The sequence below is a fragment of the Vibrio sp. Y51_MX_L26 genome (genome assembly GCF_024181935.1).
GTDB classification, from domain to species: domain Bacteria; phylum Pseudomonadota; class Gammaproteobacteria; order Enterobacterales; family Vibrionaceae; genus Vibrio; species Vibrio diabolicus.
This window is the reverse complement of the sequence record NZ_JAMZAS010000010.1, coordinates 149,735-165,120: the sequence shown is the minus strand read 5'-3', so window position 1 is coordinate 165,120 and position 15,386 is coordinate 149,735. Positions and strand designations below refer to the sequence as shown.

The following is a 15,386-nucleotide window of genomic DNA, read 5'->3' as shown; positions in this document are numbered from 1 at the left end:
TGAAACGACTGGATGACATCTACTAACATGTAAGACAGCTCACCCGCTTTAGTAGAGCTCTGTCTCATCAAAGAAATCGGAAAGTTCGCCAATGCGTCTAAACTTGGCCTGTCACGCACAACTGTCGATATAAAATACATATCAATCCATCTATTAGGATTTATGCACCCCGTTTTTAAAATGCCTTCACCATCCCACTTTACTTCAGGATAGTCGAGAATCTTGATAGTTAATTCTTCATTGGGATTCATAGCAAGTTGATGATAACAGGCTCCCATTAAAGAAGTTTCATAAAGGCGTAATGTACAAATTTGTTCGTCTTCATGAGAGGCTTGAAACCAGGTATACCAGCGAACCTGGTCAATGGAAAAATCACCAAGACTAACCAAGTTTTCTCGCCTGACTTTAAGGCCTTCTTTTCTGTTATCTAAAACCCTGTTTATAAATTTTTTCCGATTCACAATGGCTTGTGTGTCAAGTTCAGGATTTGCTTTTCGCTCTAAAAATTTGACCGATTCTTTACTTTGCATTTTGACTTAATCCTTTTGAATCAATTTTAAACTCTGCTACTTCTACTACTACGTCTGAGGGCTTCAAGCTATTCGAGTAAAAGAGCCTAGGTATCTTTAAAAAGGACACATAATGCCAAGTGTAACACAACAAAACGTCAGAAATGATCGCCTAGTTCCTTTTGAATCTTAGCGAATTATATTTCCGGCTTTTACATCCTCTAACCAACACCCTTCGACGAGATAGTGAGGAAGCCAACCAGTTTCAACAGATAGACGGTTGCCTTTGTCGTACCACATGCAAGCCATGCCAAGCAGAGGGAAATTAATAAACGTGCGGATCCCTATTCTATCTGGTCCTAATTCTCGAAGATGATATTTCTCTTGAAACTGTAGGTTTTTAACGAGCACTTCCTCAAAATCATAACCAATGTTAGTAGTGAGCGCTGCGAAGGTTTCTAGGATCCCCATCGCAATTTCCAACGCCCAGTTATTCCCTTGAGCTACCGCCGCGTCCATTGCTGCGACGAGTTTATCAGGATAGTCCGATGTGCGATTATGAAACGACTGGATGACATCTACTAACATGTAAGACAGCTCACCCGCTTTAGTAGAGCTCTGTCTCATCAAAGAAATCGGAAAGTTCGCCAATGCGTCTAAACTTGGCCAGTCACGCACAATTGCCGATATGAAATACATATCAATCCATCTATTAGGATTTATGCACCCCGTTTTTAAAATACCTTCCCCGTCCCACTTTACTTCAGGATAGTCGAGAATCTTTATAGTTAATTCATCATTGGGATTCCTAGCAAGTCGATGATAACAAGCGCCCATTAGAGAAGTTTCGTAAAGACGTAATGTACAAATTTGTTCGTCTTCATGCGAGGTTTGAAACCAGGTATACCAGCGAACCTGGTCAATGGCGAAATCACCAAGACTGACCAGGTTTTCCCGCCGGATTTTAAGGCCTTCTTTTCTTTTATCTAATATTTTATTGATAAATTCTTTCTCAGAAGAAACCCCACTTTGACTCAACTCAGGGGTTGCTTTGCGTTCTACAACTTTACTTTGCATTTTAAATTAGCCCTTTAGAATTAATTTTAAACTCTGCCACTTTTAGTTTTACATCCGATGCATCCCCGTTCTCTTGAATGCTTGCTTGAGTATGTATATATCGAATAGGTATGCCGGATAAAGCTGCATCTTGGATTTGTCTTGCTGTTATTTTTCAGTCGTCCCTTCCTTTTTTCAGACATTAGGTTGGTGATTTCTGCAGTGTATTCCGTTGTCCCTTGCTGATATGCCATATTTCCAATTTTTCTGCTACCCAGCGGGCTGCTACCCCCTTTAGCCTCAACAATGATAATTTCACCTGGTGGTGGCTCTTCCACCTCGTAGACCATATCAAAGTCGCCCGGCTTCGAAATTGAGGTTCCAATATCTTTGGGATGAAGCAGCTTAGCATTAGGACGTTTACTCCGGACAAAGTCATCCGCGGCCAACTCACCTATCTTTGCAGACTGTTGGTTAATATTACCAATTTGAGCGTTTTATCCCTCTTCGCCATATCGAGCGTCCATTGCCTCTTGACGCTCTTTCAAGCATTCATCAATTTTTGCTTTGTTTTTTTCTGTTAGCTCATAATCACTCGTATTGAGTTCAGAGTTTTTTATACTATGCCAGCATTGGCAGCCCCAAACCTGTTGAGTCAATCCACTGGATATGGTGGATTGCATATTGGTAATGCCACCAATGATGGAGCGTTCAACAAACAACAAGCTCCCCACCTCAAACATATAAGCCACCTCATGAGAGGTGGCTTATATACTGAATGGCTAACTAAAGGAGTTTATCGAGTGATCTTCCCTGCTTTTACTTCTTCTAGCCAACGCCCCTCGACGAGATAAGGAGGAAGCCAACCGGTTTCAATAGATAAACGGTTGCCTTTGTCGTACCACATACAGGCCATGCCAAGAAGAGGGAAGTTAATAAAAGTTCGGATGCCTATCCTGTCGGGTCCTAATTCTCGAAGATGATATTTCTCTTGAAACTGTAGGTTTTTAACGAGCACTTCCTCAAAATCATAACCAATGTTAGTAGTGAGCGCTGCGAAGGTTTCTAGGATCCCCATCGCAATTTCCAACGCCCAGTTATCCCCTTGGGCTACCGCTGCGTCCATTGCTGCGACGAATTTATCAGGATAGTCCGATGTGCGATTATGAAACGACTGGATGACATCTACTAACATGTAAGACAATTCACCCGCTTTAGTAGAGCTCTGTCTCATCAAAGAAATCGGAAAGTTCGCCAACACATCCATGCTAGCTTTGTCACGGACGATGACAGAGGTAAAATAGGCATCTAGCCACATTGAGGGACAAATGAAGCCTGTTTTTAAAATACCTTCACCTTTCCAGGTTACTTCTGGATAATCAGGTAGTTGAATACGTTGGGGCTCGCTTGGTTTGATGGCAAGTTGATGATAGAAGGCACGCATTAATGATGCTTCATAAAGGCAGAGTGTTCCTATTTTTTCAGTTTCTATTGCAGATGGAAAGCAAGTATACCACCTCACTTGTTCTGAAGCATCGTCGCTAAGAGCAACTAAATTCTCTCTACGGATTACAATTAGCTCTTTGCGCTCGTCTAAATCCTCATTGATATACATTTGGTAGTCAGCGACATCATTTAGTGTTAGATGAGGTTCCGCCTTTCTCTCTACGTGATTTTTCTTTTTTTTCAGGCATTTATTTCACTCCTAATCCTACGTTAAATTCTTTTACATTAACTGAAGAAACATCTCCAGCATCAGAAATAGCGGTTTGAGTATGAATATATCTAACGGGAATTTTCTTTCTCAATGCTTTATTTATACTTCTGGCCGCTTTCCATTCGGTAGTATCTTTGCCCTCTTGAGCCATCAAATCCGTAATTGCACTTGCATACTTACTTGTACCTTGCTGATACGCTTCGTCTCCAATCTTACGACTGCCTAGCGGGCTGCTCCCCCCTTTGGCCTCAACAATGATAATTTCACCTGGTGGTGGCTCTTCCACCTCGTAAACCATATCAAAGTCGCCCGGCTTCGAAATTGAGGTTCCAATATCTTTGGGATGAAGCAGCTTAGCATTAGGACGCTTACTCCGGACAAAATCATCCGCGGCCAACTCACCAATTTTTGCAGACTGTTGATTAATATTGCCGATTTGAGCGTTATATCCCGCTTCGCCAGTTCGAGCGTCCATAGCCTTTTGACGCTCTTTCAAACATTCATCAATTTTGGCTTTGTTTCTTTCTGTTAGCTCATAACCACTCGTATTGAGTTCAGAGTTTTCTTTATACTCTGCTTTATTCAACACAAGATCTTCAGTGGAGATCGTGCAACCTTCTTCCCCGCCAACTTTCTCTGAGTCAAAAACATGCGCATTGACAAATTCCTCAATCCCAACAACATACTGCACTTCGTGTCTACTGCCATCTGAGTGATTAATATGACGATAAAAAGTAATCTCGTTTCTCTCGCAATCAATATGGTCTAAATCGTATTCATATCGGATATGATTTTTACCTTTTGGGGAACGTTATTTGGCGCCTGATACTCTGCCAGCATTTGCTGTAAGCATTTTAACCCTTCTTCACAGAGGAAACCTGTTGGGTCAATCCACTAGATGGGGTTGATTGAATATCGGTAAACATATAAGTCACCTCATGAGAGGTGGCTTTTATACTGAATTGCTAACTAAAGGAGTTTATCGAGTGATCTTCCCTGCTTTTACATCCTCTAACCAGCGCCCCTCGACGAGATAAGGAGGAAGCCAACCGGTTTCAATAGATAAACGGTTGCCTTTGTCGTACCACATACAAGCCATACCAAGCAAAGGGAAAGAGATGAAAGTTTCTATAGAAATCAAGTCCTCTGGCTTATCGAGCCTCATTTGGTATTTCTCTTGGAACTGAAGGTTCTTAATGAGTACTTCTTCAAAGTCATAACCGATGTCAGTTGTCAGGGCAGCAAAAGTTTCCAAAATACCCATGGCGATTTCTAACGCCCAATCATCACCCTGAGCAACTGCCGCGTCCATCGCGGCCACCAGTTTATCAGGGTAATCCGATGTGCGGTTATGGAACGACTGTATGACGTCTACTAACATATAAGACAGCTCACCCGCTTTGGTAGAGCTCTGTCTCATCAAAGAAATCGGAAAGTTCGCCAACACATCCATGCTAGCTTTGTCACGGACGATGACAGAGGTAAAATAGGCATCTAGCCACATTGAAGGACAAATGAAGCCTGTTTTTAAAATACCTTCGCCTTTCCAGGTCACTTCTGGGTATCTAGGTAATTGAATACTTTGAGGTTCGTCAGGCCTCATCGCTAACTGATGATAAAACGCGCGCATTAATGACGCTTCATACAGGCAAAGTGTTCCGATTTGTTCATTTTCTATGGAGTGTGGGAACCACGAGTACCATCTCACTAGATAAAACGATTCATCACTTAAAGCAACTAAGTTTTCTCTACGAATACTGATTACCTCTTTGCGCGTATCAAGGTCTTCATCAATATCAGAACTATAGCCTTTGATTAACTCCGAGGTCAGCTTTGGATCAGCATTTCTTTCTATTTTAATTTTGTCAGACATTTTAAAACTTCCCTAAATCTACATTAAATTCTTTTACTTTAACCTTTGAAACTTTCCCTGATTCAGAGATTGGGGTTTTAGTATGTATATATCTGATTGGGCGTCCACTCCTCGAAGCGTTTCTTATTGATTTAGCTGCTTCCCACTCTGTTGTATTTCGCCCATTCCTAGACATCTTACCAACTATTGCCGCTGCATATTTAGCCGTTCCTTGCTGACATGCTTCGTTTCCTATTTTTCTACTACCCAAAGGACTGCTCCCCCCTTTGGCCTCAACAATGATAATTTCACCTGGTGGTGGCTCTTCCACCTCGTAAACCATATCAAAGTCGCCCGGCTTCGAAATTGAGGTTCCAATATCTTTGGGATGAAGCAGCTTAGCATTAGGACGTTTACTCCGGACAAAGTCATCCGCGGCTAACTCACCAATTTTTGCAGACTGTTGGTTAATATTGCCAATTTGAGCGTTATATCCCTCTTCGCCAGTTCGAGCGTCCATTGCCTCTTGACGCTCTTTCAAGCATTCATCAATTTTTGCTTTGTTTTTTTCTGTTAGCTCATAATCACTCATATTTAGTTCTGAGTTTTCTTTATACTCTGCTTTATTCAGCACAAGATCTTCAGTGAAGATCGTGCAACCTTTCTCCCCACCGACTTTCTCTGAGTCAAAAACATGCGCATTGACAAATTCCTCAATCCCAACAACATACTGCACTTCGTGTCGCAATCGATATGGTCTAAATCGTATTCATATCGGATATGATTTTTACCTTTTGGGGAACGTTATTTGCGCCTGATACTCTGCCAGCATTTGCTGTAAGCATTTTAACCCTTCTTCACAGAGGAAACCTGTTGGGTCAATCCACTAGATGGGGTTGATTGAATATCGGTAAACATATAAGCCACCTCGTGAAAGGTGGCTTATATACTGAATTTCTAACTAAATGATAATTTATCGAGTGATCTTCCCTGCTTTTACTTCTTCTAGCCAACGCCCCTCGACGAGATAAGGAGGAAGCCAACCGGTTTCAATAGATAAACGGTTGCCTTTGTCGTACCACATACAAGCCATGCCAAGCAGAGGGAAATTAATGAAAGTGCGGATGCCTATCCTATCTGGTCCTAATTCTCGAAGATGATATTTCTCTTGGAACTGTAGGTTTTTGACTAGCACTTCCTCAAAGTCATAGCCAATGTTAGTAGTTAGCGCAGCGAAGGTTTCTAGGATCCCCATCGCAATTTCCAACGCCCAGTTATCTCCTTGAGCTACCGCTGCGTCCATTGCTGCAACCAGCTTATCAGGATAGTCCGATGTGCGGTTGTGGAACGACTGAATGACGTCTACTAGCATATAAGACAGCTCACCCGCTTTGGTAGAGCTCTGTCTCATCAAAGAAATCGGAAAGTTCGCCAATATGTCCATACTAGGTTTATCACGCACAATCACCGAAGTAAAATAAGCATCCAACCATCGATTAGGGTGTAAACATCCAGTTTTCAAAATACCTTCGCCTTTCCATGTCACTTCTGGATAATCAGGTAATTTAACGCTTTGAGGTTCGCTTGGTTTAATGGCAAGTTGATGGTAAAAAGCACGCATCAATGACGCCTCATAAAGGCAAAGTGTTCCGATTTGTTCAGTTTCTATTGAAGATGGAAAGCAAGTATACCACCTCACTTGTTCTGAAACGTCGTCGCTAAGAGCGACTAAGTTCTCTCTACGGATTGCTATTAGCTCTTTGCGCTCATCTAAATCTTCATTGATATACATTTGGTATTCAGCGACATCATTTGGTGTCAATTGAGGTTCCGCCTTTCTCTCTATGCTAACTTTCTTTTTATTATCAGACATCTAATCAAATCCTAACTCTACGTTAAATTCTTTTACATTAACTGAAGAAACCTCTCCAGCATCAGAAATAGCTGCTGTGGTGTGAATATATCTAACAGGAATTTTTTTTCTCAATGCTTTATTTATACTTCTGGCCGCTTTCCATTCGGTTGTATCTTTGTCCTTTTGAGCCATTAAATCAGTAATTGCAGTTGCATATTCAGTTGTCCCTTGCTGATATGCCATATTTACGAGCTTACGGCTGCCTAGCGGGCTGCTACCCCCTTTGGCCTCAACAATGATAATTTCACCTGGTGGCGGCTCTTCCACCTCGTAAACCATATCAAAATCGCCCGGCTTCGAAATTGAGGTTCCAATATCTTTGGGATGAAGCAGCTTAGCATTAGGACGTTTACTCCGAACAAAGTCATCCGCGGCTAACTCACCAATTTTTGCAGACTGTTGGTTAATATTGCCAATTTGAGCGTTATATCCCTCTTCGCCAGTTCGGGCGTCCATTGCCTCTTGACGCTCTTTCAAGCATTCATCAATTTTTGCTTTGTTTTTTTCTGTTAGCTCATAATCACTCATATTGAGTTCTGAGTTTTCTTTATACTCTGCTTTATTCAGCACAAGATCTTCAGTGAAGATCGTGCAACCTTTCTCCCCACCAACTTTCTCAGAGTCAAAAACATGCGCATTGACAAACTCCTCAATCCCAACAACATACTGCACTTCGTGTCTGGTGCCATCTGAATGATTAATATGACGATAAAAAGTAATCTCGTTTCTCTCGCAATCGATATGGTCTAAATCGTATTCATATCGGATATGATTTTTACCTTTTGGGGAACGTTATTTGCGCCTGATACTCTGCCAGCATTTGCTGTAAGCATTTTAACCCTTCTTCACAGAGGAAACCTGTTGGGTCAATCCACTAGATGGGGTTGATTGAATATCGGTAAACATATAAGCCACCTCGTGAAAGGTGGCTTATATGCTGAATTTCTAACTAAATGATAATTTATCGAGTGATCTTCCCTGCTTTTACTTCTTCTAGCCAACGCCCCTCGACGAGATAAGGAGGAAGCCAACCGGTTTCAATAGATAAACGGTTGCCTTTGTCGTACCACATACAAGCCATGCCAAGCAGAGGGAAGTTAATAAAAGTTCGGATGCCTATCCTATCTGGTCCTAATTCTCTAAGATGATATTTCTCTTGAAACTGTAGGTTTTTAACGAGCACTTCCTCAAAATCATAACCAATGTCAGTAGTGAGCGCTGCGAAGGTTTCTAGGAGCCCCATCGCAATTTCCAACGCCCAGTTATCCCCTTGAGCTACCGCTGCGTCCATTGCTGCAACCAGCTTATCAGGGTAATCCGATGTGCGGTTGTGGAATGACTGAATTACATCCACTAACATGTAAGAAAGCTCACCTGCCTTAGTGGCGCTTTGCTTCATTAGAGAAATCGGAAAGTTCGCCAACAGGTCCATACTGGGTTTGTCACGCACAATCACCGAAGTGAAATAAGCATCAAGCCATCGGTTAGGGTGTAAACACCCCGTTTTTAAAATACCTTCACCTTTCCAGATTACTTCCGGGTATCCAGGTAATTGAATACTTTGAGGCTCGTCAGGTCTCATGGCGAGCTGATGATAAAAGGCACGCATTAATGATGCTTCATATAGACATAGTGTGCCTATTCTCTCATCATCATCTAATGGAGGTAACCATGTATACAAACGGAGTTGATAAGAAATACCATCGCTCAAGTAAACCAAGTTTTCTCGTTTTATAGATATGCGCCTTTTCCTTTTGTCTAAGCTCTCTTTTATCTCTTCTCGATAAGCTTCTCTTTCAAAATCACTTAGTTCAACATGAGCTACTCGTTCAACCTTTTTTACCTTTGAGTTATCAACCATTTCTGAACTCTCCTATATCTATATCAAACTCTTTTGCTATGAACTTGGAAACCTTACCACTAGAAGATATTTCTGCTTGCGTATGTACATAACGTATTGGTATACCATCTTGAATAGCAGAGTTAATGCTATTAGCAGCTGCCTTTTCTGTAGTCCCATATTTCTTACTGTCCATCAAAGATACTATTTCTGTCGCATATTCAGTGGTCCCTTGCTGATATGCCATATTTCCGATCTTACGGCTACCCAGCGAACTGCTGCCACCTTTAGCCTCAACAATTATAATTTCACCAGGTGGTGGCTCTTCCACCTTGTAAACCATATCAAAGTCGCCCGGCTTCGAAATTGAAGTTCCAATATCTTTGGGATGAATTAGCTTAGCATTAGGACATTTACTCCGAACAAAATCATCCGCCGCCAATTCACCAATTTTTGCCGATTGTTTATTGATTTTACCTATTTGCGCGTTATATCCTTCTTCGTCAGTTCGAGCCTCCATAGCCTCTTGACGCTCTTTCAAACATTCATCAATTTTTGCTTTGTTTCTTTCTGTTAGCTCATCATCACTCGTATTGAGTTCAGACTTTTTTATACTATGCCAGCATTGGCTACCCCAAACCTGTTGGGTCAATCCACTGGATATGGTGGACTGCATATTGGTAATGCCACCAATGATGGAGCGTTCAACAAACAACAAGCTCCCCACCTCAAACATAAAAGCCACCCCATAAGAGATGGCTTATATATTGATTTGCTAAAGGAGTTTATCGAGTGATCTTCCCTGCTTTTACATCTTCTAGCCAACGCCCCTCGACGAGATAAGGAGGAAGCCAACCGGTTTTAATAGATAAACGGTTGCCTTTGTCGTACCACATACAGGCCATGCCAAGCAGAGGGAAAGAGATGAAGGTTTCGATTGAAATCAATTTTTTAGGAGCATCCAAGCGCATTTGATATTGCTCCTGGAACTGCAGGTTCTTAATGAGTACCTCTTCAAAGTCATAACCAATATCAGTTGTCAGGGCGGCAAAGGTTTCTAAAATGCCCATGGCGATTTCTAATGCCCAGTCATCACCCTGAGCAACTGCAGCGTCCATTGCTGCGACTAGCTTATCGGGGTAATCCGATGTGCGGTTGTGGAATGACTGAATCACATCCACCAGCATGTAAGAAAGCTCACCAGCCTTCGTAGAACTTTGTTTCATCAGAGAAATCGGAAAGCTCGCCAATACGTCCATACTTGGCCTGTCACGCACGATCACCGAAGTGAAATAAGCATCAAGCCATCGGTTAGGGTGTAAACACCCCGTTTTTAAAATACCTTCACCTTTCCAGGTTACTTCCGGGTATCCAGGTAATTGAATACTTTGAGGCTCGTCAGGTCTCATGGCGAGCTGATGATAAAATGCACGCATTAATGATGCTTCATATAGACATAGTGTGCCGGTTCTCTCATCATCATTTAATGGAGGTAACCATGTATACAGGCGAATTTGCTCAGACACATCATCACTCAAATAAACCAAGTTTTCTCTTTTTATCGCAATGCGCCTTTTTCGTTTATCTAAGTTCTCTTTTACTTCTTCTCTGTAAGCATCTATTGCCGCTTGAGTTAGACTAATATGAGCCAATCGCTCAATCTTTTTTAATTCCTTGGCATCAAACATTTCCAAATTCTCCCATGTCTATATCAAATTCTTTCGCTTTAATTTTCGAGACTTTACCATCTGAAGATATTTCTGCTTGTGTATGAATATAACGAATCGGAATATCATCTTTGATAGCGGATTTGATGTGATTTGCAGCAATCTTTTCCGTTGTACCTTGTTCTTGCTTAGACATCTCACCAATAATTGCTGCTGTATATTCAGTTGTCCCTTGCTGATATGCCATATTTCCAATTTTACGACTGCCGAGCGGGCTGCTGCCACCCTTAGCCTCGACGATGATGATTTCTTCAGGATCATCTGAGAGGTACACCATATCGAAATCACCTGGTTTCGATCCCGAAGTTGCAAGGTCTTTGGGATGGATCAACTTAGCATTAGGGCGTATATTCCGAACAAAGTCATCCGCGACCAACTCACCAATTTTTGCTGACTGCTGGTTAATTTTAGCAATTTGGGCGTTATGCCCTTCTTCGCCGCTACGCGCATCCATTGCCTTTTGACGTTCTGCTAAACACTCATCAACCTTTTGTTTGCATTCTTCAGAAAGTTTGTATTTCTCATTCTCATCCTCATCCTTATTATTGAATTCGAATTCTGAGTTATCCTTGTAATCCGCTTTATTCAGCACTAGGTCCTCGGTGAAGATGGTGCAGGTCTTATCGCCACCGACCTTCTCTGAATCAAACACGTGAGCATTAACAAACTCTTCTATCCCGACTACGTACTGCACTTCATGTTTGCTTCCGTCAGAATGATTAATGTGGCGATAAAAAGTAATCTCGTTCTTCTCGCAATCAATATGGTCTAAATCGTATTCATATCGAATATTGTTTTTACCATTGGGTTTTCGGATTTTGACTTGCGAGCGAACGCCACCTTCTCCGACAGATGACTCTTTTGCTGCTTCTAAAATCTGATCGCAAACCTCTTGGGGAACATCGCTTTGCGCCTGATACTCAGTCAGCATTTGCTGTAAGCGTTTTAGCCCTTCTTCACAAAGGAAACCTGTTGGGTCAATCCACTGGATAGGATTGACTGCATATTGGTAATGGTTAATGCCACCAGCAATAGATATCGGGTCTTGTTGGATAAAACGTCCTAGCTTAGGGTCGTAATACCGAGCGAGGTTGTAATGTAAGTTGGTTTCTCGATCGAAGTACTGCCCTTGAAAACGCAATGGATTTGCTACATTTTCAATATGTACATGAGCAAAACCGTGAGCATCGTAACTTGCACTCCATACAACATTCCCTTCGCAATCGATCAGTCGCTCTGGTTTACCAACTTGATCGCACTGGTACCAATAAATAACGTCATTTTCTAGCAGTGCCACTGGCGTGTAGGTTTCAGGTTGATATAGGTACCAGCGGAAAGCACCTGAAGAGCGTTCACCAATTAAACGTTCACCTTCCCACAAGAACTCTGTAACGCCTTTTTGTGTAATTTTCTTCGTTCTGCGCCCTAGAGCATCATATTCATATTGACTGATGCCATCGTCGGTGTGAACTTCAATGAGCTGATTTAACGCATCAAATACGCGAGTCTGAACGTGTCCTTGCCCCTCACGTTTTGTCTGATTTCCTTGCGCGTCATATTTGAACCGGACATTATCGTGCACTTCAATACGATCAGCGAATACCTCTGAAGATGGCAAAGTAGGATTGCCAAAACTATCGTATTCAAACTTAGTCACTTCTCCGGAAGCATTGACTCGTTTCAGTTGCCCTAAGGCATCGTACTGATAGTGTGTTGCTCCTGCCGTATTATCAATGATTGATGAAATACGGTTTTGCGCATTGTAAACGTACTTTTTCTCTCTATCAGGCCAATGTTGTTCGACCAAACGACCAACACCATCATAAATGATGCGCTCATTAAAATGTGCCGTTTCAATTTGGGAAACTCGTCCCATTTCATCGTAATGAAATTTGATTTGAGGTAAATCTAGGTTTCCAAACCGAATCGCTGAAAAACGCCCATATCGATCGTAAGAGAAGTTCAGCTCCGTATTATCTGGCAGTACCTGAGATACGCGTTGGCCAACTCTGTTAAACTCCTGCGCTATCTCAAACTGACCTTGAATGCGCTTTGTTAAATGCCCGAATGAAGAGTATTGGTATTGCAATGTTTGATGGCGATTGGAGGCGAAAGTAAGTCGACCACCAAGCGTATAATTGAAGTGGTTCTCTACAATACTGCTACCATTTCCTGCTTTGACGTGCTTGAGATAACCCGCAGCGTCATAGCGGTACAGCACAGTCCTATCGGCGACTTGCTTACGATGGATCCGCCCCATATCGTCATAATCAAATTGGCTTTGTAGATTATCAAACCCAACAGTTCCTGATAGCTGGCCTTCATCGTCATACAGGAATTCGAATTCTAAGCCGTCACTCCGAACTAATTTAGTCAGGTTACGTTGTTGATCGTATTCGTAAGAAATATAGCTGCCATCGGGAAAGATGACTGCTTCTTGTTGTGCGAGTGCTCCCCATTGATACGAGGTAATGCCTGCTGGCGTTCGAATCTGAGCAACACGGCTGTGCTCATCGTAAGAATATTCTTCGCTATAACCGACTTTGTCTTCGTCGTTAAAATAACGAACTGATGTACGCCTGCCAAATTGATCATAAGCGAGTTGAGCAATACACCCATCGGGATAAGCGACGCCATTCACTAGATCTTCTTCGTTATAGCTGTAACGAAGTAATGTACCGTCTATTTCATTCGCGATAAGTCTTTGTTGTTCATCCCACCACCACTGACTTTTCTTACCATCTTCAGACTCTTTTTTGACGACTTGACCGTGTTTATCGTAATCATATTCCGTGACACAGCCGAACTGATCGGTATCCCAAACTCTTTGCCCGAGGCTATTGTAGTAAGCCTTCTCGATATCCCCGTCAGGTGAAACCGTTTTAACTAACTTACCTAAGCCGTCATAACCATATTGAATTTCTTTGCCAGAGGAATGAAACTTAGAAACTAATTGACCATGCTGATTATATTGATAATTGACCGTTGACTGATCAGGATAGATAGCTTGTGCTTTTCGCCCTAATTCATCATATTGCCATCGCCAAGTTTTACCTGTGGGGCTTATTTTCTCGAGTAAGTTACCCTGCTCGTCATGCAAGAAAGACCATTGATGATCTAACGAGTCAGAATAAGAAGAGTGATTTCCTTGATAATGGAAGCGATAGTCATAAATTCCTGCGTCCCCAACGTTTCTGATGCATTTCGCTTTTGCACCTTCGCCATCCCATTCGAAGTAATGAGTAAAGCCAGTCGGTCGTACACGCTTAACAATTAAATGGCCGCGATACTGATACTGTTCCTTTAAGCCCAAATGATTAGTTGCACTGACCAAATCATCGTGCTCATCATAGGTATAAGTTGTCAGAACTTTTTGGGACTTTGCATTAAGCAGTTCTACAAGGCGTCCTTGCTTATCATATTGACATTCAAGAACCGGACGCTTGTTATATGCAATCTCGATCAATCGATGGTTTCGAGAATACTGCAGTTGAAACGTTGAAAACGTGCCATTTCTGACTTGTTTAACAAGCCAACGTTCATCTTTCTGTTCAAATCGATATTGATGCCCATTCGCGAGCGTCACGATCCGAGTTGCTGAATTTAGGAAATAACAGCTCGCACCAGCGTATATCTGGTAACTTGTTGCTCCAATATCTACTGGCTCAAATTCTGTGATATCTACCTTATCGTCAACAAACTCCCAAGCGATAACGTTGTCTTTCTCGTCCGTCTTCTCGTGCAATTCAAACTGAAATGCATGTCGCCAACCAAAGCCCATTCCATGATTTACATCCGACTGCGAAGAGCGATAAGTACGCTGCCAAGTAGTGCCTTGTTGTAGCTCGATATCATAGAGTTCGAGAATTTCTTCACCCGTCACAAGTGATACAGGATCACCGGCTTTCTCATGTTTTTCGCTGCTTTGTTGCTGAGGCTTGGCGGATGCGGCACTTCTGCCACTCTTTTTATTCGACTTCCCCTTTCCCTTCGATGGTTTTGCATTGACGGTATTTTGAGTCGGTGGAGGCGTAACCGCTGACGAGAGTGCGTAGTTTTCTCCGGTCGGTACAATTCGAGCGACATGCAAGTCACCGTTCACCAAAGCATTGGCAAACGTTGAATTATAGTGTTGGGAAGTAAGCTCACCGTCAGGTATGTTTGGCTTGAATTGACCAATCAAATAGAACAAGTCTTCGACAGAGCGAAGGTCAAGCTCACCAAAGCTCTCAAGAAACTCTAGTGCCTCTTGTTTGGTCACGAATGTTTTAGGTTCGCCGCTAGTAAGTAACTGACCAGAGAAGTGATAACTTTCGCCAAAGCGATTCGTGATAGGAATGACGAATTGAGGGATCATAGCCGTAACGTGTTTGTCCTTTTCTTACCTTGCCGCATCATTTAATGCTCGTTTCGCTCTTTTTATTTGTGAGAGCAAGATGCCTTAATCAAACATCCTCCGATAGAGATTCCTCTGTATGCGTAGACTGAATGTATTGATGGCAATTTTCACGTATGCAACTCTTTGAATTTCTGAGCGCAGCGTACTTTAACGGGACGATGAATCCTGAGTAAATGAACAATAGCGTGAGTGAGACTAATGTCTCATCGCGACGCGATTTTTTTACATGTTTCTTACTTAACTATGATTTTCTGCCCAGTTACGTAAATTCACTCAATAAGTTGCATCAAGTATCACCTGTGGGACTCAGTGCTTCATATTTGAGACATGACAGCAACAAAAAAACCGCCTATTACGGCGGTTTTGCTTAA

9 protein-coding genes and 4 pseudogenes are annotated in these 15,386 nt (G+C 42.2%); all 13 read right to left on the bottom strand.

What is annotated here, in order from left to right; genetic code table 11:
* The coding region (locus NL645_RS18555; protein ID WP_253652189.1) for an Imm49 family immunity protein at positions 1–530 on the bottom strand (530 nt) is incomplete at its 3' end.
* A 168-nt stretch (positions 531–698) separates the two neighbouring features.
* Positions 699–1,586, bottom strand: coding sequence for an immunity 49 family protein (locus tag NL645_RS18550; RefSeq protein ID WP_046875283.1), 888 nt, complete (start codon positions 1,584–1,586; stop codon positions 699–701).
* Positions 1,587–2,062: 476 nt separating this feature from the next.
* Positions 2,063–2,308 carry a hypothetical protein gene (locus NL645_RS18545; RefSeq protein WP_046875281.1) on the bottom strand — a complete coding sequence of 82 codons (246 nt, stop codon included), beginning with the start codon at positions 2,306–2,308 and terminating at the stop codon, positions 2,063–2,065.
* Positions 2,309–2,361: 53 nt separating this feature from the next.
* Entirely contained in the window at positions 2,362–3,255 is an 894-nt protein-coding gene (locus tag NL645_RS18540; protein ID WP_253652192.1) for an immunity 49 family protein, read from the bottom strand.
* Positions 3,256–3,259: 4 nt separating this feature from the next.
* Positions 3,260–4,203 (bottom strand): annotated as a pseudogene (locus NL645_RS18535) (type IV secretion protein Rhs); the annotation flags it as partial.
* 58 nt (positions 4,204–4,261) lie between these two features.
* Positions 4,262–5,155: an immunity 49 family protein gene (locus NL645_RS18530; protein WP_046875279.1), complete on the bottom strand. Its 894-nt coding sequence runs from the start codon at positions 5,153–5,155 to the stop codon at positions 4,262–4,264.
* 1 nt (position 5,156) lies between these two features.
* Positions 5,157–6,062 (bottom strand): annotated as a pseudogene (locus NL645_RS18525) (type IV secretion protein Rhs); the annotation flags it as partial.
* 45 nt (positions 6,063–6,107) lie between these two features.
* Positions 6,108–7,007 carry an immunity 49 family protein gene (locus tag NL645_RS18520; protein WP_253652188.1) on the bottom strand — a complete coding sequence of 300 codons (900 nt, stop codon included), beginning with the start codon at positions 7,005–7,007 and terminating at the stop codon, positions 6,108–6,110.
* A pseudogene (locus NL645_RS18515) lies at positions 7,008–7,965 on the bottom strand (type IV secretion protein Rhs); the annotation flags it as partial.
* A gap of 45 nt (positions 7,966–8,010) precedes the next feature.
* Positions 8,011–8,910: an immunity 49 family protein gene (locus NL645_RS18510; protein ID WP_104979179.1), complete on the bottom strand. Its 900-nt coding sequence runs from the start codon at positions 8,908–8,910 to the stop codon at positions 8,011–8,013.
* Positions 8,903–9,493 (bottom strand): annotated as a pseudogene (locus NL645_RS18505) (type IV secretion protein Rhs); the annotation flags it as partial. The pseudogene NL645_RS18505 and the gene NL645_RS18510, both read right to left, overlap by 8 nt.
* A gap of 181 nt (positions 9,494–9,674) precedes the next feature.
* Complete coding sequence (locus NL645_RS18500) at positions 9,675–10,577, bottom strand: immunity 49 family protein (RefSeq protein WP_253652187.1); 903 nt, start codon at positions 10,575–10,577, stop codon at positions 9,675–9,677.
* Positions 10,570–14,973, bottom strand: a complete 4,404-nt coding sequence (locus tag NL645_RS18495) for an RHS repeat-associated core domain-containing protein (RefSeq protein ID WP_253652186.1) — start codon at positions 14,971–14,973, stop codon at positions 10,570–10,572. The genes NL645_RS18500 and NL645_RS18495 overlap by 8 nt, the downstream gene beginning before the upstream one ends.
* Between the last annotated feature and the right edge of the window lie 413 nt (positions 14,974–15,386).